The following is a 22,285-nucleotide window of genomic DNA, read 5'->3' as shown; positions in this document are numbered from 1 at the left end:
ATCATTTGGCACGAATAGTCAACTAATCATCTACGAGGATATTGAGCAATGGCAGATTTATTTGAAAACCCGATGGGCTTAGATGGCTTTGAATTTGTAGAATTTACTGCACCAGAAAAAGGCATCTTAGAGCCTGTGTTTGAAATGATGGGTTTTACCAAAGTTGCTGTGCACAAATCAAAAGAAGTTGAGCTGTGGCGCCAAGGTGACATCAATTTCATCACCAACTACGAGAAAAAAAGCCCGGCAGCCTATTACGCAGAAGAGCACGGTCCTTCGGCGTGTGGCATGGCATTTCGCGTTAAAGATGCACAGTTTGCCTACAACGAGGCACTGCGCAAAGGTGCGCAGCCGGTTGAGCTATACACCGGCCCAATGGAATTGCGTTTACCCGCAATCAAAGGTATCGGTGGCGCAGCACTTTATTTGATTGATCGCTATAAAGAAGGCGAAACGATTTACGATATCGACTTTGAGTGGATTGAAGGTGTTGACCGTCATCCAGAAGGCTGTGGTTTCCACACACTTGATCACTTAACCCACAACGTCTATCGCGGTCGCATGGGCTATTGGGCAGATTTCTACACCAACCTGTTTAACTTCCGTGAAATTCGTTACTTCGATATCAAAGGCGAATATACTGGATTGCTATCTAAAGCAATGACAGCGCCTGACGGCAAAATTCGCATTCCACTAAATGAAGAAGCAGGTGGCGGCGGTGGCGGCCAAATCGAAGAATTTTTAATGGCTTACAATGGCGAAGGTATTCAGCACATTGCTTTTGCATGTGACGACCTACCTGCGTGTTGGGATCGTTTGAAGAAACTCGGCATGAAGTTTATGACCGCACCACCAGCGACCTACTACGAAATGCTTGAAGAGCGCTTACCTGGTCACGGTGAACCCGTGGATGAATTGCAAGCACGCGGCATTTTGCTGGATGGCACCACCGAAGGCGGTCAGCCTCGCTTGTTGTTGCAGATATTCTCAGAGACCGTCCTTGGCCCAGTGTTCTTTGAATTTATTCAACGCAAACAAGACGAAGGATTTGGCGAAGGCAACTTTAAAGCCTTGTTCGAGTCCATCGAACGCGACCAAGTAGCACGCGGTGTGATAAACACTAAAGAGGAAGCGTAAGCATGCAACTCTCAAGAATCCATCATGTGGCGTATCGTTGTAATGATGCCAAACAAACGGTTGAGTTTTATCAGCACTATTTGAATATGGATTTTCAATTGGCGATTGCTGAAGACAAAGTACCCTCTACGCAAGCACCTGATCCATACATGCATGTATTTTTGGATGCCGGCTGTGGCAACGTGTTGGCGTTTTTTGAGTTGCCAAACTCCCCGCAAATGGGACGCGACGGCAATACGCCTGAGTGGGTACAGCACATCGCGTTTGAAGTGCCTAGTATGGACGACTTATTAGCGGCGAAAGCCAAACTTGAAGCTGATGATATTAAAGTGTTGGGTCCAACTGATCACGGTATTTTCCAATCAATTTACTTCTTTGATCCCAACGGACACCGTATTGAATTGGCAACCAATACTCAAACGCCGGAAATGATGGCAGAGTTGAAACGCGTAGCGCCGGCAATGCTTGAAGAGTGGGCGCAAACTAAAAAAGCCCCGAAGCACGCCGATTGGCTGCACAATGGTAAAGGTTTTCCAGGAGCAAAAGCATGAAATTAGCGAGTTTGAAAGGCGGCCGTGATGGTCAGTTAGTAATCGTCAATACTAATTTGACGAAGATGACATCAGCTCAGGGGATCGCTTCAACTATGCAATATGCATTGGACAATTGGGACTCAGTGAGTGAGCAACTTGCGCATCGTTTCGCACAATTAGAAAACGGTGAAATTGACGGCGAAGCCTTTGTCCAAGAAGACTGTCACTCGCCATTACCGCGCGCATTTCAGTGGGCGGACGGGAGCGCTTATGTCAATCACGTAGAATTAGTCCGCAAAGCGCGGAATGCCGAAATGCCGGCGAGTTTTTGGACTGACCCATTGATGTATCAAGGCGGATCAGACAGCTTCCTTGGCCCACGTGACAATATCGTAATGCCACAAGATGATGGTTTTGGTATCGACTTTGAAGCCGAAATCGCAGTAGTGACTGGTGATGTACCCATGGGTGTAGGCGCTGAAGAGGCGTTGGATTACATCCGCTTAATCATGATCGTTAATGACGTATCACTGCGCGGCTTGATCCCTGGCGAACTGGCGAAGGGTTTTGGTTTTTTCCAGTCCAAGCCTTCAAGCGCGTTTAGCCCTGTTTGTGTCACGCCTGAAATGCTAGGTGACGCTTGGCAAGGTGGAAAATTGCAATTGCCACTCGTTTCGCACCTTAATGGCGAAGTATTCGGTCAACCCGATGCGGGCATTGACATGACATTTCATTTTGGTCAATTAATCGCCCACGCAGCCAAGACCAGACCTTTGGCGGCAGGCACTATTATTGGCTCGGGTACGGTTTCAAATAAACTCGACGGTGGCCCTGGAAAACCAGTTAAAGACGGCGGTGTAGGTTACAGTTGTATTGCGGAAATCCGCATGATTGAGACTATACAAAACGGTCAGCCAACGACACCCTTTATGAAATTTGGCGATAGCGTAGCCATCGAAATGTTCGATTCACAAGGCCAGTCAATTTTTGGTCAAATCGCGCAACAGGTAGTCAAGCAGTAACAGCCGCTAGTTAAAAGATCTAAAAAGCACGCTTCAAGCGTGCTTTTTTTTGCCGTAAAAAGAACACCGAACGGGCTAGTTCAATAGCACTGAGACTTTGCAAAATGTTCAAAATGCCTATATTTTTTCTAAGTGATGATGAAATGTATCTGCAAGCGCAAGTGGTCAACAATAAATTTGATATGGGCAATCGTAGCGAGTCAAGTTGCATTTGCTCAATCCGATGATGAATCTATTACCCTCAACATCTGGTATGCCTCCGATCAGCTCAATGGGCCGCTCTACCATTTAGCCGATACGTTTAGTGCGCAGAATGAAGGTATCTCTATTAATGTCGTCAATATTCCAAACGAAGATTTAAAATCGTCAATTTTCAAAACCATTCTGAATAACAACAGTCCGGATATTGCCATCCTCTCATCAGACAATACCGTGTATGCAGAGCAGTTGGCATTATCTCAAGTGCCGCAGGACTATTTACCTGAAAGTTTGCCTGACGCAATAAGAGATTCACTACTAGTAAACGATAAGCTTTACAGTGTTCCCATTCAGTTAGTCAATCAACTGGTGTTGTACTACAACAAGTCCCTGATCCGTGAGCCTGCAGCGTCCTGGGAGCAAATCCTGGGTCAAGCGTCAGTTTTACAGTCGCGCAACATTTTACCGGTGGGCGTGCTTTTTGGCGAAAGCTATTGGGTTGCCCATTTTATGACCTTGTTTGAAAATCAATTTGTATTGAATGGCAGGCCCAATTTAGATACGCCAGAAGTTGCTTCAGCACTGACGTTCTATAGATACTTAAGTGAGCTAGGTGTAACCGATTCACAATGCGGCTATGACTGTGTATCGGTGGACTTTTACGCCGGTAATGTTGCTTATGCAATTAATGGCACATGGGCTTTGTCCGATGCCCGCAATGCATTGGGCGAAGACTTAGGCATTTCACCTCTTCCTAGCTATCAGCAACACAAGATGCGCAGCCTCTCATCAGCTGTTGTGCTTACATATCCAGGAGACAGTTGGAATAGCACCAAACACGAGGCAATTAGAACATTTACGGATTTCATGCTGAGTGACTATGCTCAAGCCTACCTGATTGAAACAACTTCAATGGTACCGGCAAACCCCGGAAATATAGCCCGCCTAACCGATTCCCCCCTGGTTTATCAGCTTTGGCAAATGCATAGCGATGCCTATCATATGCCAGCAGACAGTGCGTTCGTTCCGATTTGGAATAGTTTGCGAAAAGGCTTAAGCTTATTTTTTGCCAATCGACTAACCGTCGATGAAACACGTGTTTACATGCAAACTGTTGCCTTACAGGCACAACGCCAAATAGAGCATAAAGATGATTAAATCGGTATCGTTAAAGTTCACATTGATTATTCAATTTGTGCTTTGTGCTCTGGTACCGTTATTGCTGCTCAGCGCATTTTTTATTTCTAGCTTCCGCACTTTGCAAATCGACCAGCAAGTCGAGCAACAACGGGCCGTAGCTGATCGGGTAATGAGTACTGCGCAATTCGCATTAGAGAAAGCCTATATCTCACTCGAACAGTTAGCACGAGATAAGAACGTTGCACTGGCAGGTCAATCATTGTTGTTTGGTTACAGTGCCGCCAATGCATTGAGTGATTTTGAATTTCAAAACCCTTTTGTTGCATCTGCAATGCTGTTAGATGCTCGTGGTGGTGTGGTCGAAGCATCACCAACTGAAGCGCTTACTTTACCCTCTGAATGGCTCGCTGAAATGTCCGCCAAGGATAAACCCCAGCGTTTATCAGTAATCGAAGCGAGCATTAAATATCATCCTGAGTTGGCAAGAGAGTTATTCGAAATTACACGCAATGTACCGTTAAGTAGCGAAATTTCTGGCCACTTGCTGGTGTTGTCGATTCCACTATATCTAAGCGAAACCGAACGCCTAGATTCACGCTCTACCTATACCGGAGCTCTGGTTGCAGTAATATTGATCGAAGATGTAGCTCGATTGATCTATCAACGCAGTGGTGAATTATCTTTGGCATCGATATCCAGTGATAATGTGACATTAACATTTGATCCAGCGGAAGAGGATGTCGACATTCTCAATGCACAGGCCTCCATTTCTTTATTTGAGAATCAAGTTGAACTAAAGGCTAACTTTTATTTGCGTGAAGATGTCGCTCTTGCGCCCATCGATGTACTGACCGCTCGGTTTAGCCTCTATGCAGGTATTATTGTTATTGCCTTCTTGTTAGTAGGTTATATGTTTGTTCGGCTAGAGCTAAAACCTTTGGATGGATTAAACCAAATAGTCAGAAAGTTTCACCAAGGTGATTTTTCAAACACTGAAGCCAATTTGCCTTTTATTGAATTTCGCAACGTCGCTCAGTTACTCAATGAGATGGGTAAGGATATTCGCGAGCATCAAGAAGGCTTAGAAGCGAAAGTGGCCAATCGCACCGAAGCATTAGAACAAGCACTTACTGAAGTTAAGAAAATCAACCGCGAGCTGATCAGAACGCAAAATCAGCTGGTCGAGTCAGAAAAGATGTCGCAGATTGGTGTACTAGTTGCGGGTGTTGCTCATGAAGTAAATACGCCCATAGGCGTCTGCGTGACCGCCACCAGTATTCTTGAGAATAGTCTAACAACACTTAAAGACGCATATGCCAATAATAAGTTATCGCGTTCGGTGATGTCAGATTTCATCGACAATGCCACCAGCTGCATGGAGATATTGAGTAAAAACACAGAGCGCGCTGCTGAACTTATCCAGAGTTTCAAGGCGGTTTCAGTTGACCAGTCGAGCGAACAAAAGCGGGCGATTAATGTTCATGAGTACATCAATTTGGTGCTGCGCAGTCTGCAAAAAGAGCTAGATCGACATAGCATTACCGTTGAGCTAGAAGGGCCACCGGATTGTTATATTGAAACTTACCCTGGGGCGTTTAGTCAGATTCTTGGTAACTTGATTTTAAACACGATAAAGCACGCTTATTCAGACGAGCATGAAGGAGAGAGGGTAGTCTCGATTGAATTTCACCTCACGGGCAATAGTGAGTTGGATTTAACCTACAAAGACAATGGCCAAGGGGTTCCACCGGAATCGCTTCCCAAGCTCTTTGATCCTTTCTACACCACCAGCAGACAGTCTGGTGGCAGCGGCCTAGGTTTAAGTATTGTGTACAACTTAGCGACCCAGCGCTTGAATGGTAAAATCAATTGCTACTGCGAACCCGATGATGGCTTGACCGTGTTTATCGAGTTTCCAGTGACACAAACAAGCCAATTAGAATCGGCCTAAATCCCGCCTTAACTCGCTTTTGCGCTGTTAATCTCTACCACTTCGGCCGCATCTTCTGCCAGAAGTTGATCCGCTGGACTACCCTTTAGTAATTTACTCACGTTCAGCTTTTCTTGAGCGAGTAAGAAGGTGAGAGATTCTAATTCTGCTTCCGACATTGCAACGCCTTTTGCGGTTAAATATTGCTGCAAATTGTCTGCAACGTCGAGCATCTTGTCGTACTGATCGGCGGCTTTTTTATCCGTTGTGACCAATTTCTCAACCCCTTTGTAAGTAACTACGTATTGAATGCTAATCGCCATTTTCGGCACCCTCTTGGTGAACAGTTGATGTAACCATACACCATTGAACTGTATAAATAAACAGTATTTTAAGGCTTAGTAATTGATGATTGATATACAAAGCGCACAAGGCGTTATTTTTGACTTAGACGGCACCCTTGTTGAATCCAACCTAGATTTTAATGCTATTCGACAGGCTGTAGGATGCCCTGACGGCGTCGACCTTTTAGCCTACATCGATGCACTTCCCACCCCCGAGGCCAGAGCCCGAGCCCACGGTATTGTGCTCCAGCACGAACTTGACGATGCCATTCATGCTCGCTGGTTAACAGGCGCGCGGTCTTTTGTTGAGTCACTCGTTGCGCGCAATATCCCAATGGCAATTGTTACGCGTAATTGTGTGGCAGCAACGCAACGTAAAATTACCCAAAACGCAATTCCCATTCAGTTGGTACTGACCCGAGAAGATGCTCCCGCCAAACCTGACCCCACTGCGCTTTTGTTGATAGCAGAACGTTGGCAAATCCCCACTGAACAACTATTGTATGTAGGTGATTACATCTATGACGAACAGGCCGCGGCAAATGCCAACATGCGCTTTTGCTATTCGCCATTTGGTTAGTGAAAAGGAGCGAAATGCAACACAACTGTGAATCGCCTCAAGCCTATATGGCGAGCCTAGATCAAGATTGGCGCAAAGCCTTAATTGAAGACATCAGCGCTAGCATCCGTTCGCTTGCACCAGATTCAGTACCCTTTATAAAATATGGCATGCTAGCCTTTGGCACACCTGAAGCTGCGGTACAAGTTGATGGTGATGCGATTTGTTGTATGAATGCACAGAAGAACTATGTCAGCGTGTATGTCGGTGATGTAAAACGTGTCGACCCGACCGGTGCAGTTTTCCAGACGTTCGATTGTGGCCGCTCATGTGTGCGAATTAAACGCACCAAAGCGGCACAAACGGATACCATTCAGCAGCTTCTGGTGGCCACCGTTGATGACTGGCGACAACGCATAAGTTAATGCTCTTCGCTAGGCCGCAACGATTTGATTGCAACAAATGGTGTAGAGAGACTTGTGATATAAAGTTTATCCCGATATTCCACAGCCCCGGTTGTTAAAGGGATGCTGCCAATTGGGTCTTGCACACTTAGAACAATTTCACCGGCGTTGTTTAATTGCACAACGTGGCTGAAATGCTCAGGGGCCGGTTGAAGTGATTTTGGTAGCTTTGCGATCATATTGCGCACACTTGGCCAGCTGTCTAAAGCGTCCAGTAACGCTGAACGCGGCGCAATTAATCCCAGCCAATATCCACCCTGCGGTCTAACACTCAAGTTGTCGGGAAACCCCGGTAAGTTATCAATAAGTGAAGTAACTCTGCCGCGATGTTCACCGACTAAATCAATTTTTAGTACGCGATACTTACCGGTTTCAACAACCAACAGATGAGTCTGGTCGTGACTAACCGCAATACCGTTGGCAAACACAATACCTGAACTTAATAGTTCGGTTTGGCCTGTGGTTGGATGATAGGCATAAACCCTACCATGGCCGCCGTGTTCCAAAATATCATAATGACTAGCGTAGTCTGGGTTGCGGTAATCTCGCAACGAAAACTTCACACTTGCATCAGTAAAATACACGGTACCATCACCGCCCAAAGCAACTGCATCGACGAAGCCGAAGGGTTGGTTGGCATGTTCATTTGCTTTTATTGAGATGTCACCACTAGTGGACACTTGAAGGAGACCCAGCCGCGCATCCGCTACCCACAATTCACCATTTGCGGCATAGCGCATCCCCAATGGATATCCTCCAGTATACAACCAGGGTTCAAATTGATTTTTAGTCACATTGAGTTTGAGTAAATACCCTTGCGCTGAAGGTACAACAACATCACCATCTGGACTAATCGCCAAATCCTCTGGTCCATGTTGTCCATTCATAGCAATGAGCTGAACTGGCGTGAGCGACTCATAATTGCCAAACACCCCTTTGAAACCATTGTTATTCGGGGCCTGCCAGGCGACAGCCGAAATTTTATTGGGTAACAGGTAAAGCAGACCAGCTGCCGAGCCAAGAGCCAATCCAATCAGGATTAGGACATTTAACAAGATACGACGCATCTGAACGGTTACTCTAAAGAAGTATTTGGTTTGCTTCTTAGTGTAAACGATTCAATTAGTAGGTCGAGGTAAATTAAGAAGAGACAGCCTCGAATCGAGGCTGTAACAAAGGTTATTGGTTTAGAAGAAATATCGCACGGTTCCACTAACCACATCGGTACCGTCAAAGTCTTGATAACTCAATTCAAACGCTAGGTCGTCTGATGCTTTGAAACCTGCGCCAACGCCATAACCAAATTCCCAGTCGTCCTCCGACTCACTGAATCCATTGGCACTTGCATCTATTTTTAGGTTTGCATAGGCAGGCTGTGCATAAATAAAGAATGAATCATTCACCTGATAATTGGCGCGAACAGACAACTCGGTGTAACGATCAATATCAACATTAATGTTTGTATCTGCTATGCGGACGTTATCATCAGCCACCCCAAAACCAACTTTTAGTTCCGGCATAACAGTAAAGGCGTCGTACGTCGTCTCAAATTCATAACCAACACCCACAGTGACCGCACTTAGCGAGATATCAATGCCGTCATCATCATCAGAAATATTGGTATAACCCGCAGACCAATTCCAATCAGCGTGAGCTGAACCTGCCATGAGTAAGCTCGCTGTAGCCATTGCCAGCATTGAGGTTTTAATCTTTTTCATAATTTGTTTCCTTGTTCTTGTTCCATTTATCGGAAAGTGTTGCTTTATGCAGGACGTATTTAAGCGCCAAAACGCTGAATGAAAGATGAATGGAAAATAAATCAACGGTTTAGCTATAAGGCCAGTCGATTTATCACGCTGAAATGGCTACCCTAAAAACATCTTGTTCAATGGTGTAAGACAGTAGTGACTACGCAGTCGATACAACGTATATGGCAGGTTGCCAAATTAATTCCAATAGGCAAAGTGGCAAGTTACGGTCAGGTGGCCGATCTTGCAGGACTGCCGGGACGTGCCCGACTGACATCTAAGGCACTTGGTGCTGCCCCACTAGAGTTGCAGTTACCTTGGCATAGAATATTGCGCTCTAGTGGACATATTGCGTTTCCCAAAGGTCACGAAAACGCCACTCTGCAACACAGCTTACTTACCGAAGAAGGCGTAGTTGTAAGGTCTATGCGAGTCGATATGAACCTATATCGCTGGCAACCGGATCTAAATACCTTGTTATACCAGCTGGATTTTTAATCAATTATTCAATAGATAATGTTAAAAACTTGAGAATTGACGACGATTCGATTAGTTTTCATTTATGGGTCAATGAACTATTCCTAATGTCGTCAGATTCGTTAACTAAAATATCCATAGATGACCTCAAGCCAGGCATGTATGTTGATAGTATTGCTGAGCAAAAAGGCAACTTACAGGTCGCCAGTCGCGGTAAAGTGACCAGTCGAGCTATCGTTGGCCAATTGCGACGTCGCGGCGTACTCGCGGTGATTATCGATCCCTCAAAGCAATTTGAACCAGCTCCTGAAGAAGTTGAAGAAGAAGCTCCTGTTGAATCTGCGCCAGCGCCCGAGCCTGAACCTGAGAAAAAGAAGCAAAAGCTCAAATTCGATCAAGAAATAGCCGTTGCCAATAAGCTTCACAAAAAAGGCAAGTCCATTCAAAAGCAATTGCTGAACAGCGTCGCCAAAGGCTTACCCACCGATATTTCAGTTCCCGAGGAATTTTCACGTAATTTGGTGGGCTCGATAGATCGCAACCCGAACGCCCTCTTGTGCTTAACCAAAATCAGGGAGAAGGACGACTATCTTCTCGAACACTCACTCAATGTAGCAATCCTTTTAGCTAACTTTGCGCAATATATCGGGTTAGAAGAAGAAATTGTTCAAGAATTGGCGCTTTCAGGTTTCCTTCACGACATTGGCAAAATAAAAATCCCAGACAAAATATTGCACAAGCCCGGACGCTTGACCGACCAAGAAATGAATATTATGCGTGATCACGTCGTGTATGGCATTGAAGCACTTGAGGAAATGCAAATTCCCGAACGTATGATCCGCACCGTCGGCGAGCACCACGAGCGACTTGATGGTTACGGTTACCCAGAAGGGAAACGCGATGATGAGGTCAGCTTTTTCGGTCGAATGATATCTATTGTCGATGTCTACGATGCACTAACAGCTGATCGCGTTTACAAAGCGGGAATGCCGAGTCAGAAAGCGCTACAAATACTTCTCAAAGATACGCCCGACAAATACGATCGGGATTTAGTTCAGAAGTTCATTAAGTGTATTGGTATTTACCCCGTTGGTAGTCTGGTCAAACTGAGTGACGAAACCATTGCCATGGTGGTCAAGCACAATGAAGACGCCCCTCTTAAACCGGTAGTTAAAGTTTTTTATAACACTAAAGGTAAACACTACATGGCCCCGGAAGACGTAGATTTGTCCAGGGGTACAAAAGTGACAGTAGAAAAAGCTGTACTTGCCAGTGATTATAAAATTGATTTCAATACGTTCTTTGAAGAAAAAATCGCGATCTAATTCTGCCGCTCAAGTAGTTTACGCACCTGATACTCAGAACGTAATTGTAAGCCGACTCGCAACCCAAAAATTTTGAACACCCGATTTAGGGTTTCCTCTGAGAAATCGCAAGCGTCATTTTCAATCTGTGTAAGTGAGCGCCTACTCACTCCTGCTAATTGGGCAAAAGCAGTTTGATTCATACCTAGTACTGACTTGCGTAGTTGCCTTAATAATTGCCCTCGGGTTAGCTTGCCAAGCATAAAATTACGGTAGCCTTCAAGTAACAGCTTTTCTCTTTCGGTTGCTGATTGCAAGATACTTTTCATAGGATGAGTTCCAAATGATGGAGCTTTTGGGCAACGTTTGGCAAGCCGTACATTTGGCCCACAATTGCGCCTGCTTCAGGATCATCCTCAAGCAGAAGCGAATTAATTTTCATCAAGTTTTCAGCACTTTCAGTTAAGTTGAATAATAATTCATGAGGCTCAGCATAGTCGGAAAGTGCAGCACATATGGCAGCATAGTCAGGTCTATCGTTAAGCATAAATTGAATTGGCCACTGCAGCACTGGGTGTGCTTCAGCGGGCGAGTTTTGGTCCCAAACGATGGGTGCGAATAGCGCCCAGTCGTCACCATATACCAAATTAAAACAACACCGATGCGACGCATCAGTAAACAGACGACAAATTAAATCGCGCACCAGCAGTAGTAAGATGAGTTCACTCGCAGCGAGATCAAGGGCTTCTAAATGTTTGTTGGCACTTACACACATTTTAATAAACTCAAGAAAATCACTAGACTCTCGACAATCACAACCTAAGACTAAAGATAAATGGTTAACTTTACATAGCGAATTGTTGTGGATATCGAAACGCGTAAGGAGACCGTTGTGTATGTTGAGCTGCTTTGTACCTTTTTGTTCCACACCACCAGCACAACGATTTAGATGCATGAAAAATAGTGATTGTGCATGCAAATAGCTATTAAGCTGTTTTCGACTTGTACTCAAATGTTGCAATTCTACACAACTGTAAAAGGGCATGAAGACCCAGCTTTCATTTGGCTTTTGAGCAGTAAAATCAAGCGGATATAAACTATTATTAGTCAACTTGGCAAATAGAAACTGATAACCTGCGTACCACCCGGTCAGACGGGTACCAGCAACGGTAAATTGTTCTTCAGTGACATGCGACAGTTCCATCGGCGTCACTGGTTCATTACTTGCGACTCTCAGCTCATGTTCAGAAGAGAGTGCAATCGCAATATTGCCAAACGTATATTGTGGACTTATCTGTTGTGGTCGCAGCGGCTTATATTGTTCTAACCAACTCGATATTGAAGTATGTCGAAATACTTCCATAAGCTGTAGCGGCATTGTAGAAGAAAGTGAAACCGACTTTTCAACACCCCAATTGGCTATCACAAACTCATCATTGTAAGCCAACACTAACTCTTGAATTTGAGTGTTCACATTTCCTTGAGAAGACCAATTTGTAGTGATCAGCGACTGTAATTCAGCCGTGAATTGCCAGTCATCCGCTACAAAAGAAAAAATTTTGTACATCAAATCTTGCGCATTTTTTTGCTCAAATATACACTAAAAATAACACAATGCGCATAAATATGCTCAAATTATAAATCATTTATTGGGATTTCTGAAAAATCAGCGTCGCTATCCAAAACGCTTACTGAACGAATATCGGTCAATTTAATGAATTTCTGTCGACCCAAAGTTGCGAGCACAAGGTATTCATTTTTGTCTTTGTCATAACGAATATCGACGGCTTTTGCCGTGATCCGCTGTGCCGAGTAAATTTCAACATCAAGGGTGTAATTGCGCACACAAGCCGCTTCAAAATAATCGTGTATTTGGCAAGGTATGCGTGGTGGCATGCATAAGCTCCGGTAATTATCAGTACAGTAGACTCTTAATAATACCGTTGGTTACTCTAATAAATTTCACGCAAAAAAAACGGCAGCTAAAGGCTACCGTTTGTTAGACGTTACATTTCGCGTATTAAATTATAGTGTTTGTGGACCTGCCGCCGTAATAGCTGCATCTACGTCATATTGTTCAAAGTTAGCTTGGAACTCTGCTACCAGCTTGCCAAGATAAATATCATAGGCTTCTTGGTCGGCCCAAGTGTCACGAGGATTCAGCAATTGCGCGTTAACCCCATCAATGGCGTTCGGCACGCGCAGGTTTAACCCTGGAATCAAACGGGTATCAGCAATGTCTAATTGATCATTTACGATTGCATCAATGATTGCTCGCGTTGTCGGGATATCAAAACGCTGACCAATACCATAAGGTCCGCCAGTCCATCCTGTATTGACTAGAAATACCTTGGTGCCAAAAGTCTTGATCCGCTCAATCAGCAAATCAGCATAAACACGTGCGGGTCGAGGGAAGAATGGTGCGCCGAAACAGGTACTAAAAGTCGATTCGATCTCCGCAGTAGAGCCAATCTCTGTCGAACCTACCTTCGCTGTATAGCCGCTTAAGAAGTGATAAGCAGCAGCCTGTTCGTCTAGCATCGATACTGGCGGTAATACACCACTGACATCGCAAGTTAAAAACACAATAGCGCGCGGCTCGCCAGCGCGATTCTCTTCAATACGCTTGTCTATGTGTTGTAAAGGGTACGCTGCACGAGAGTTTTGGGTAAGGCTAGTATCAGCGTAATCAGCACGGCGCTGTTCGTCGAGCACAACATTCTCCAAAATAGCGCCGTATTTAATCGCATCCCAAATAACCGGCTCGTTCTTCTGAGAGAGATCGATGCACTTAGCATAACAACCGCCCTCGAAATTAAATACACGACCCACTCCCCAACCGTGTTCATCATCACCGATTAAGAATCGCTTAGGATCGGCCGACAACGTCGTTTTGCCCGTGCCAGATAAACCAAAGAATAGAGTTACATCACCTTCTTCACCGACGTTTGCACTGCAGTGCATCGGCAAAACCTTAGACGCTGGCAATAAGAAATTCTGTACCGAAAACATCGCTTTTTTCATCTCACCCGCATAACGCATGCCGGCAATCAACACTTTGCGCTGAGCAAAGTTAATAATGACAACGCCATCACTATTGGTGCCATCACGCTCGGGTACACATTCAAAACCTGGGCAATTCAAAATCTGCCAAGTTGGACGGCCGTTATCTAATGCTGCAGTAGATTGGATAAACATGTTGTGTGCGAATAAATGCTGCCATGCGGTTTCAGTCGTTACACTGACTGGAATACCGTGCTCTTCGCAAGCTCCGACCTGCATCATCGAATTAAATCGATCGCGTGCATTGATGAAATCTTCGACACGGGTCCATAGCTGGTCAAACTTTTCAGCATCAAAAGGACGGTTAACCTTACCCCAGTCTATCTCGCTGCTACTTGAAGGTTCATCAACAATAAAGCGGTCAGCGGGTGAACGGCCAGTTCGACTTCCCGTTTTGACAACCAATGCGCCATTGTCAGCCAAAACGCCTTCACCGCGCAGTAATGCTTGTTCGATTAATTGCGCGGGGGGCAAGCTGGTGTAGCAATTTGATGTAGTCTGATTGGCGATTGAATTTTTAGAGGGATTTAACTCTGCGACAAGGGTCATAACACTATCTCGTTTCGTAAGGTTACAGGATAACTTTCATGTGTTGTTATTATGCGCCGCGACAATACAGATGTTATCTACTTTACGCAAGCTAAAAGCGCCACAAGCGCTGATTAATATAGCTTTGAGCATATAGTTATCATTCATGAAAAAATATAAGCCGACCGGTCCACAGCAGTAAAAAGAATGATCGCCCGTATGGAAAATTGAATACATTTTCAATTTGCCTGTAGTTTTATTACAGACTCTTCCAGTGCGATTTGATTGCAAGCCAATACTGGTGCGCGGCTACAGACGAATAATTAGTTGAACGAGGGTTCATAAAGCCGTGCATAAATAACGTCGAGTAGACCTTAACATTCGGCAGATTGTTGAGTGTGTTATTAATACAGATTATGTCGAAATAAGTTTTCATTGATGGTGGAAATGTGAGAGCGCGATGTTTGGGCTGCATAGAAAGAGAGTGACGATTAACTGGTTAGTCACCCTTATTGCTCAGTTCATCTAGCTGGAAGCTAGGATAAATTTTTTGTATTTGAATCGCTATTTACCGACGCAACAAAGCCCGCGTGAATTGATTCCACGTCTAGTGCGTCAAACATGTACTGCGCATGGCAATACTGACAATCCATCTTGATCTGGCCTTCTTCTGCAATAACCGCTAAGAGTTCCTGCTTATCGATATTTTGTAATGCATTAGCACTGCGCTCTCGCGAACAGGTACATTTAAACTCCACCGGCTGCGCCGCAAATAATTCAATATCGTATTCGTGATACAGACGGTGCATCACGGTTTTGGCATCCAACGTTAAAATTTCTGACTCAGTCATCGTATCTGTAAGCACCGATAAGTCATTGAAGGCACGATGCTGCGTTAAATCAGTCGCGCTGGCGTCACGCGGTAAGACTTGTAGTAACAATCCGGCCGCTTTCGGTGCTTCGCTGTTCGCACTAGTGAACAGCTTTACTTTGGTAGGTAATTGCTCAGATTGGGTAAAGTAATCTTCTAAACACTCAGCTAATGTTGTCTGGGTTAAGCCCACTAAACCTTGATATCGCTCACCTTTTGCCGGTGTTATCGTGATAGCCAATACGCCTTTGTGAAACAAATCAGTAAAGTTTTCAGGCCAACTTTCAACATTCTCGTCCCACCGAGCGATACCGCGAACTTGTTGTTTGTCGGTAGCGTCAACTACAGCGTATTTGATCAATCCTTCACTTTGAATTTGTAGGCTAATTTCGCCCTTGAATTTAAGTGTGGCGGTGAGCAAGGTCGCCGCGGCTACTAGTTCACCTAATAACTGGCGGACAGGTAGAGGGTAATTATGTGATCCCACCAAGCGCGCATAGCTGTCGCTCAGTTGAACAAGCTCGCCACGTACACTTGCATCAGGGAATGTATATCGTTGTAGTTGATCGTTATTCATATAGTTCCAAACGGCTGAACGCTGGCAGCCAAAATCATTGATGTTTAAATTTAATCAGCTCGCGACGCTGCTTTTTATCTGGCCGATGTTCCGGACGAGGATTGTGGAACGCTTGTGCTTTACGCGCTTCTGCGTTTTGTTGACGCTTCAGCATACTCGGTGCAGTTTCGCGATACATTTTTTGAGCGAGTGGTGCTGCACGACGCTTATCAAATAACTCCAGGACTTCGATTTCCTTAATGTCATATCCTGCAGGGATCCGCAGCGTTGCACCGAGCTCTACTGCTTTACCCGGTTTGCTGCGTTGGCCGTTATAGTGAACCTTACCGGCTTGAACGGCATCACGCGCGAGCGCCCGAGTTTTAAAAAACCGAGCGGCCCAAAGCCATTTATCTAGTCGAACTACCGTACTCGTCTCATCCATAGGGAATTAAAACGCCCTTTGTGTTGTCATAATTGTATCATACCTATGCTTTAGTGTTGTGACCGCATCGCACTCTGGGCTATTATGGGGTGTGTTACTAATTACTCAAGAATACAAAGTCGCACAATTTGCAGTCTGTGCCTTCGCCCTCTGCTTTATGACCCGACTCAATAACGATAAAAAGACAGTATAAAATCAACTATGCAAGCTGCTATTTCTTTTATTAACCAACGACAGTCATTGATTAATTCAGTGATCGTTGCGTTGTTGGCGATATATCTCATTGCATATTTAGCAGAGCTTACATGGCGACTAATTCCCGCGCCTGAATCAGCGACAGGCAACACTGCACAGCGCCAAGTCGACCGGTCGACGCGCCCAGATGGCAGCCAAATCAATCTGACCGCGATTAAGCGTCTCAATCTATTCGGCGAGTTCAATCAACAGGTTACTGTAACGGAAGAAGAGAGTGTTACAGATGCACCAGAAACCTCATTGAACTTAGTCTTAACCGGTGTGGTTGCTTCCACACAAGAATCAAATGGCGCAGCAATTATTGAACATCGCGGTGATCAGCAAACGTATGGTATCGGTGAGAAAATTGAAGGTACCAACGCGACATTACGCGAAGTCTTCAGCGATCGCGTTATCATTCGTAATGGCGCACGCAACGAAACACTAATGCTAGATGGTATTGATTTTGACGAGGCAAACCGCAGTCGTCGTCAAACCGCGCGCACTCAACCACAACGCTCAGAACCCACACCGCAACCTCGCTTAAGTGATGAGGCGCTAGAAGCAACCCAGCAGTTACGCGAACAACCAGCGAGCTTTACTGACTTTATATCGATTTCACAAGTACAAGTTGATGGGCAACTGCTAGGCTACCGAGTGCAACCAGGTAAAAACCCCGCACTATTTACAGCCGCCGGTTTAGTTGCTGGTGATGTGATCACCGAAATTAATGGTTTTGACGTAACAGATCCGCAACAAGCACGTGAAGCCTTGGGTGAATTGCGCACCGCTGATGCATTGCAGTTAACGGTTTTACGTGACGAACAATTTTTGACGTTGTATCTGGATTTACCAGAAACAAGTGATGAGGAATAGGAAGATTACTATGGGCTTTATGCGCCGTCTAAAACTAAGGCTCTTATTGGTAGCAAGCTTATCGTTTGGTTTGACTTATACTGTGGGTGTAAGCGCTGAACAATACCAACCGAACTTCAAAGACACGGAAATTAGCGAATTTATTAACATCGTTGGTAAGAACCTAAAAAAGACAATTATTGTTGATCCCAATGTCCGCGGCAAAATTTCTGTGCGCAGTTACGATTTGCTTACCGAAGAACAATATTATCAATTTTTCCTAAATGTTCTTCAGGTATATGAGTACGCTGTTGTAGAAATGCCTAGCGGTATCTTGAAAGTCGTTCGCTCAAAAGACGCTAAAGCTTCAAACATTCCAGTCGTTGAAGGCGCCTTGATGAATGGTGACGAATTTATCACTCGCGTAGTGCCGGTGTACAACGTGCCTGTACGTGAATTGGCGCCGATTTTGCGTCAGTTAAATGACCAAGCTGGCGGCGGTAATGTGGTTAGTCATGACCCTTCAAACGTAATGATGCTGACAGGCCGTGCAGCCGTCGTAAACCGCTTAGTTGAAATCATTGAACGCGTTGACCGCGCCGGTGACGAAGAAGTTGAAATCGTTAAGCTTAGATTCGCTTCGGCATCAGAAATGGTGCGCATCATTGAAAGCATCAACAAATCACAAGGTAAACAAGCTGGAACAGGTGCTAAATCAGATCCTCGAGTTGTCGCTGATGACCGCACCAATAGCGTGATTGTTAGTGGTGATGTTAAAGCGCGTCAACGTCTGATCAATCTTATCCAGCGCATGGATCAAGAACTTGAAACCAGCGGTAATACGCGTGTTATCTTTCTAAATTATGCCAAAGCAGAAGATTTGGTAAAGGTACTCCAAGGGGTATCTGCCAGTATCCAAGCCGAAGAACAAAGCAGTGGCTCTAGTCGTCGAGGCTCAAGCAATCGCGAAGTCAGTATTGACGCACACGAAGACTCCAACTCTCTGGTCATTACTGCTGAACCCGATATGATGCGTTCGCTTGATGAAGTTATTCGTCAACTCGACGTACGTCGTGCTCAGGTGCAGGTGGAAGCCATTATTGTTGAGGTGTTTGAAGGTGACGGCACAACATTAGGTGTGCAATGGCTTTCAGAAAGTGGTGGTGGAACACAATTTACTAATGGTGTTGTTCCTGTTGGATCGCTTGGTGTAGCACTGCGACAAGCTGAAGACCGAGAAGTTAATGAGATAAGAACGTTAGGTGACGGCACCGAAGTTCCCAGCACCCGAACAATTGAAGGCAATCTAACACCGCTGGCAAACTTACTGGGTGGCGCAAACGGCCTGATTGCGGGCATTATCGAAGATGGATGGGGTGCAGTTGTTCAAGCAGTGAGCAATGATACCAATTCCAATATCCTTGCTACGCCGCATCTGACCACAATGGATAATGAAGAAGCCTTTTTTATAGTTGGTCAAGAAGTCCCGGTTATTACTGGTACCACGACCGGTGCAAATAACTCCAACCCATTCACAACCGTGGATCGTCAGGAAATCGGTATCAAGCTAAAAGTCACACCACAAATCAACGAAGGTACAGCCGTGCAAATGTTGATTGAACAAGAAGTATCAAGTGTAAGTGGTGCTACATCAGTTGATATTTCTATCAACAAACGCGAAATTAAAACCACAGTTATCGTTGACGATGGCGGCACCATTGTACTGGGTGGTTTGATTGACGAAGACGTGCAAGAGAGTGTCTCAAAAGTACCAATATTAGGTGATATCCCGTTTTTAGGTCACCTGTTTAAAACGACATCTACGTCGAAACGCAAGCGCAACCTAATGGTTTTCTTGCGCCCTAAGATTGTCCGCGACGGTGTTACAATGAATGAGATTTCACACCGCAAATACAACTATATCCGCGCCCAACAATTGCAACGCCAGTCTGAAGGCGTTCCCTTGATGCCTAATGAAGAAGGTCCATTAATTCCTGAGTGGAATGATGCGTTAACCTTGCCACCTTCGTACGAAGAGTACTTATTGCAGAAAGAGCGCGACGAGCGTGGACAGGATGATTAATGAGCGAGCTATCAACCAATCCAGATGCGCTTACTGAAGAGGCTGCGGTTGAAGCGGTCGATACCGAAGAAGCATCGGCAGTAGAAAAACCCGCACAGCTTTCGTTCAGTTTCGCCAAGCGCCACAAAGTCATATTAGAGACAAATACCACACCCGCCGTGCTTTACCACACCGCAGAGACCCCGTTTCATATCTTTGCCGAAGTGCGTCGCTTCTTTGGTGCCCCATTTGTACTCGAAGAAATTAGTGACGACCGCTTTGAGCAAGTACTTACTAACGCATTCCAGCGCGATTCATCGGCCGCTAAACAGTTGATGGAAGATTTGGGCAATGAAAGTGATTTATTTTCACTGGCCGAAGAATTGCCAGACACCGAAGACTTACTCGAAAGTGAAGACGACGCGCCGATCATCAAACTGATCAATGCCATGCTCAGTGAAGCGATTAAAGAAGGGGCGTCAGATATTCATATCGAAACCTTTGAGAGCCAATTGGTGGTGCGCTTTCGGGTTGACGGCGTATTGCGCGAAATACTGCGCCCCAATCGTAAACTCTCGTCCATGTTGGTCTCGCGGATCAAAGTCATGGCCAAGCTTGATATCGCTGAAAAGCGCGTACCGCAAGATGGTCGAATTACCTTGCGAATAGCCGGTCGAGCGGTGGATGTGCGGGTTTCAACCATGCCCGCCAGTCATGGCGAGCGAGTAGTTTTGCGTTTGCTAGACAAAAACAATGCACGTTTGAATCTAGAAGATCTCGGCATGACGCAGGTCAATCGCGGTTTGTTTTCAGGCCTTATTCGCAAGCCACACGGGATAATCCTGGTCACTGGACCTACAGGTTCAGGTAAAAGTACTACTTTGTATGCAGGCTTGAGCGAGATCAACAGCAAAGATCGCAATATCCTTACGGTAGAGGATCCGATTGAATTCGATCTCCAAGGTATTGGTCAAACCCAAGTTAATCCGCGTGTTGATATGACCTTCGCTAGAGGCCTACGCGCTATCTTACGACAAGACCCAGATGTCGTTATGGTGGGTGAAATCCGTGACCTCGAAACAGCGCAAATCGCGGTGCAAGCGTCACTGACTGGCCACTTAGTACTTTCAACATTACACACCAATACCGCAGCGGGCGCGATCACGCGGCTAGAAGATATGGGTATTGAGTCATTTTTATTATCCTCTTCACTACTGGCAGTATTATCGCAGCGGTTGGTGAGAACACTGTGTCCTAGCTGTAAACAGCCTCACGCACCGAGTAGTCAAGAAGCAGCAATATTAGGGCTAGATGCCCAAACCGCCGCTACAACGACGATTTACAGTGCAAAAGGCTGCGCAGAATGCAATCAAACAGGGTATCGCGGCCGTACTGGTATTCATGAATTATTAGTCGTTGATGAAAACATCCGCGATCTGATGCATGCAGGTAAAGGTGAGCAAAGTATTGAAAAGTACGTGCGTACAACGACTCCAAGTATTCGCGAAGATGGTTGTGCAAAAGTCTTACAAGGCCTCACTGCATTAGAAGAAGTACTGCGCGTTACTCGCGAGGATTGACATGCCAGCCTATGCCTACAAAGCCTTAACCCAAGCAGGGAAAAATAAGTCAGGCGTGTTAGAAGCTGACAATGCGCGTCAAGTGCGTCAGCAATTGCGCGATATGGCGCTGATCCCTATCAATGTGGATGAAGTTAGCGACAAAAAATCTGCCGCTGGTAAAGGCAATACATTCAACCTATTTGCGCCCAAAATTAGCGTTTCGGACTTGGCATTATTAACGCGTCAACTCGCTACCCTTATTGAATCTGCGCTACCTATTGAAGAGGCGCTATTAGCGGTCGCCGAGCAGAGTGAAAAACCGCGTCATAAGAACATGATGATGGCCATTCGCTCTAAAGTTGTAGAGGGCTTCGCACTGGCTGATGCGTTAGGAGAGTTCCCCAGTGTATTTGATAATCTCTATCGCTCGATGGTTGCCGCTGGTGAAAAATCAGGTCATTTAGATACGGTGCTCAATCGCTTAGCTGATTACACTGAGCGCCGTAACGTAGTCAAAAACCAAATTACCCAAGCGTTGATTTATCCCATCATTATGCTGGTTGTGGCTGTAGGTATTGTTAGCCTGTTATTGACTTATGTAGTGCCTAAAATTGTTGGACAGTTTGACAATATGGGGCAAGAACTCCCTGGGGTTACGCAGTTTCTAATTGCTTTGTCAGATGCCACCAAGAGTTACGGACTACTGGTGTTAATCGGGCTTGTACTTTTGTATGTGGGCTATCGTCAGTTAATGCGCAATGAGCGTTTTCGTCTGAAATCACATAAAATGCGATTAAACTTTCCAGTATTAGGCAAGGTCATAAAAAGTATCAATACATCACGGTTTGCCAGTACGCTGAGTATTCTTACTGCCAGTGCAATTCCGGTACTAGAAGGTATGCGGATTGCGGGTAATGTATTGGAGAATACTTATATAAAGCAGCTGGTCATGGAAGCTGCGGGCAAAGTCCAGGGCGGAACCAGTTTGCGCGGCTCGCTTGAGGCCACCAAGGTTTTTCCACCCATGATGATTCATATGATTGCCTCAGGTGAAAAGAGTGGAGAGTTGCAAGATATGCTCGCCCGTGCAGCGCTCAACCAAGAACGTGAATTTGAAATGCAGGTCAATATTGCATTAGCGATACTAGGGCCGGTGCTAATTTTAACCATGGCAGCCATTGTATTTTTTATCGTAATCGCAATTTTGTTACCGATCATATCTCTCAACAATATGATCTAATTGGAGATGTTTT

At 45.3% G+C, this 22,285-nt stretch carries 22 protein-coding genes; 13 read left to right on the top strand and 9 right to left on the bottom strand.

Going from position 1 to position 22,285, the window contains the following annotated elements:
- Nucleotides 1-48: 48 nt before the first annotated feature.
- The 5 genes from hppD to QTP81_RS15950 all read left to right on the top strand — a co-directional run bounded on the left by hppD (nucleotide 49) and on the right by QTP81_RS15950 (nucleotide 5,981).
- Nucleotides 49-1,137: a 4-hydroxyphenylpyruvate dioxygenase gene (hppD, locus tag QTP81_RS15970; RefSeq protein ID WP_289366853.1), complete on the top strand. Its 1,089-nt coding sequence runs from the start codon at nucleotides 49-51 to the stop codon at nucleotides 1,135-1,137.
- Between the two features lie 2 nt (nucleotides 1,138-1,139).
- Nucleotides 1,140-1,688 carry a VOC family protein gene (locus tag QTP81_RS15965; protein WP_289366852.1) on the top strand — a complete coding sequence of 183 codons (549 nt, stop codon included), beginning with the start codon at nucleotides 1,140-1,142 and terminating at the stop codon, nucleotides 1,686-1,688.
- Nucleotides 1,685-2,692: a fumarylacetoacetate hydrolase family protein gene (locus QTP81_RS15960; RefSeq protein ID WP_289366851.1), complete on the top strand. Its 1,008-nt coding sequence runs from the start codon at nucleotides 1,685-1,687 to the stop codon at nucleotides 2,690-2,692. Before QTP81_RS15965 ends, QTP81_RS15960 begins: the two co-directional genes overlap by 4 nt.
- Nucleotides 2,693-2,869: 177 nt before the next feature.
- Nucleotides 2,870-4,048 (top strand): sugar ABC transporter substrate-binding protein, encoded by a 1,179-nt coding sequence (locus QTP81_RS15955; protein ID WP_289366850.1) that lies wholly within the window; start codon nucleotides 2,870-2,872, stop codon nucleotides 4,046-4,048.
- Nucleotides 4,041-5,981, top strand: coding sequence for a sensor histidine kinase (locus tag QTP81_RS15950; RefSeq protein WP_289366849.1), 1,941 nt, complete (start codon nucleotides 4,041-4,043; stop codon nucleotides 5,979-5,981). Before QTP81_RS15955 ends, QTP81_RS15950 begins: the two co-directional genes overlap by 8 nt.
- An 8-nt stretch (nucleotides 5,982-5,989) precedes the next feature.
- On the opposite strand, the gene QTP81_RS15945 is transcribed toward QTP81_RS15950, so the two are convergent.
- Nucleotides 5,990-6,283 (bottom strand): YebG family protein, encoded by a 294-nt coding sequence (locus QTP81_RS15945; RefSeq protein WP_289366848.1) that lies wholly within the window; start codon nucleotides 6,281-6,283, stop codon nucleotides 5,990-5,992.
- An 85-nt stretch (nucleotides 6,284-6,368) separates the two neighbouring features.
- Between QTP81_RS15945 and QTP81_RS15940 the strand changes: the two genes are divergently transcribed.
- Both QTP81_RS15940 and QTP81_RS15935 read left to right on the top strand, forming a co-directional pair.
- Nucleotides 6,369-6,884, top strand: coding sequence for an HAD family hydrolase (locus QTP81_RS15940; protein WP_289366846.1), 516 nt, complete (start codon nucleotides 6,369-6,371; stop codon nucleotides 6,882-6,884).
- Nucleotides 6,885-6,898: 14 nt separating this feature from the next.
- Complete coding sequence (locus tag QTP81_RS15935; RefSeq protein ID WP_289366845.1) at nucleotides 6,899-7,288, top strand: DUF1801 domain-containing protein; 390 nt, start codon at nucleotides 6,899-6,901, stop codon at nucleotides 7,286-7,288.
- On the opposite strand, the gene QTP81_RS15930 is transcribed toward QTP81_RS15935, so the two are convergent.
- On the bottom strand, nucleotides 7,285-8,394 hold the full coding sequence (locus QTP81_RS15930) for an SMP-30/gluconolactonase/LRE family protein (RefSeq protein WP_289366844.1): 1,110 nt from the start codon (nucleotides 8,392-8,394) through the stop codon (nucleotides 7,285-7,287). The two genes, QTP81_RS15935 and QTP81_RS15930, sit on opposite strands and share 4 nt — an antisense overlap.
- Before the next feature lie 120 nt (nucleotides 8,395-8,514).
- A complete protein-coding gene (locus QTP81_RS15925) occupies nucleotides 8,515-9,045 on the bottom strand; it encodes an outer membrane protein (protein WP_289366843.1) in 531 nt (176 codons plus the stop codon).
- A gap of 186 nt (nucleotides 9,046-9,231) precedes the next feature.
- Here QTP81_RS15925 and QTP81_RS15920 point away from each other — a divergent pair, with 186 nt between their 5' ends.
- Together QTP81_RS15920 and QTP81_RS15915 are read left to right on the top strand one after the other, a co-directional pair.
- Nucleotides 9,232-9,573: an MGMT family protein gene (locus QTP81_RS15920; RefSeq protein ID WP_289366842.1), complete on the top strand. Its 342-nt coding sequence runs from the start codon at nucleotides 9,232-9,234 to the stop codon at nucleotides 9,571-9,573.
- A gap of 86 nt (nucleotides 9,574-9,659) precedes the next feature.
- Nucleotides 9,660-10,877 (top strand): cyclic di-GMP phosphodiesterase, encoded by a 1,218-nt coding sequence (locus tag QTP81_RS15915; RefSeq protein WP_289366841.1) that lies wholly within the window; start codon nucleotides 9,660-9,662, stop codon nucleotides 10,875-10,877.
- On the opposite strand, the gene QTP81_RS15910 is transcribed toward QTP81_RS15915, so the two are convergent.
- From QTP81_RS15910 to hslR, 6 genes are all read right to left on the bottom strand, one after another.
- Nucleotides 10,874-11,185 (bottom strand): helix-turn-helix transcriptional regulator, encoded by a 312-nt coding sequence (locus tag QTP81_RS15910; RefSeq protein WP_289366840.1) that lies wholly within the window; start codon nucleotides 11,183-11,185, stop codon nucleotides 10,874-10,876. The two genes, QTP81_RS15915 and QTP81_RS15910, sit on opposite strands and share 4 nt — an antisense overlap.
- Entirely contained in the window at nucleotides 11,182-12,423 is a 1,242-nt protein-coding gene (locus tag QTP81_RS15905) for a hypothetical protein (protein ID WP_289366839.1), read from the bottom strand. Before QTP81_RS15905 ends, QTP81_RS15910 begins: the two co-directional genes overlap by 4 nt.
- Before the next feature lie 68 nt (nucleotides 12,424-12,491).
- Nucleotides 12,492-12,752, bottom strand: coding sequence for a Rho-binding antiterminator (locus QTP81_RS15900; RefSeq protein ID WP_289366838.1), 261 nt, complete (start codon nucleotides 12,750-12,752; stop codon nucleotides 12,492-12,494).
- A gap of 129 nt (nucleotides 12,753-12,881) precedes the next feature.
- The gene (locus QTP81_RS15895) at nucleotides 12,882-14,468 is read right to left on the bottom strand and encodes a phosphoenolpyruvate carboxykinase (RefSeq protein WP_289366837.1); all 1,587 of its coding nucleotides are present in this window, start codon (nucleotides 14,466-14,468) and stop codon (nucleotides 12,882-12,884) included.
- 515 nt (nucleotides 14,469-14,983) lie between these two features.
- Nucleotides 14,984-15,895: an Hsp33 family molecular chaperone HslO gene (gene hslO / locus QTP81_RS15890; protein WP_289366835.1), complete on the bottom strand. Its 912-nt coding sequence runs from the start codon at nucleotides 15,893-15,895 to the stop codon at nucleotides 14,984-14,986.
- 34 nt (nucleotides 15,896-15,929) lie between these two features.
- Complete coding sequence (gene hslR, locus QTP81_RS15885; RefSeq protein WP_289366834.1) at nucleotides 15,930-16,319, bottom strand: ribosome-associated heat shock protein Hsp15; 390 nt, start codon at nucleotides 16,317-16,319, stop codon at nucleotides 15,930-15,932.
- Nucleotides 16,320-16,520: 201 nt separating this feature from the next.
- Here hslR and gspC point away from each other — a divergent pair, with 201 nt between their 5' ends.
- From gspC to gspF, 4 genes are read left to right on the top strand one after another with little or no spacing between them, the layout of a single operon-like run.
- On the top strand, nucleotides 16,521-17,429 hold the full coding sequence (gene gspC / locus QTP81_RS15880; protein ID WP_289366833.1) for a type II secretion system protein GspC: 909 nt from the start codon (nucleotides 16,521-16,523) through the stop codon (nucleotides 17,427-17,429).
- 10 nt (nucleotides 17,430-17,439) lie between these two features.
- Entirely contained in the window at nucleotides 17,440-19,491 is a 2,052-nt protein-coding gene (gene gspD, locus QTP81_RS15875; protein ID WP_289366832.1) for a type II secretion system secretin GspD, read from the top strand.
- On the top strand, nucleotides 19,491-21,050 hold the full coding sequence (gspE, locus tag QTP81_RS15870; protein ID WP_289366831.1) for a type II secretion system ATPase GspE: 1,560 nt from the start codon (nucleotides 19,491-19,493) through the stop codon (nucleotides 21,048-21,050). The genes gspD and gspE overlap by 1 nt, the downstream gene beginning before the upstream one ends.
- Nucleotide 21,051: 1 nt before the next feature.
- The gene (gene gspF / locus QTP81_RS15865; protein WP_289366830.1) at nucleotides 21,052-22,272 is read left to right on the top strand and encodes a type II secretion system inner membrane protein GspF; all 1,221 of its coding nucleotides are present in this window, start codon (nucleotides 21,052-21,054) and stop codon (nucleotides 22,270-22,272) included.
- Nucleotides 22,273-22,285 lie beyond the last annotated feature (13 nt).

The organism is Neoalteromonas arenosi, assembly GCF_030362855.1.
GTDB lineage: Bacteria > Pseudomonadota > Gammaproteobacteria > Enterobacterales > Alteromonadaceae > Alteromonas_E > Alteromonas_E arenosi.
Note: the sequence above shows the minus strand (reverse complement) of the source record. Positions and strands in the feature narration are given on the sequence as shown.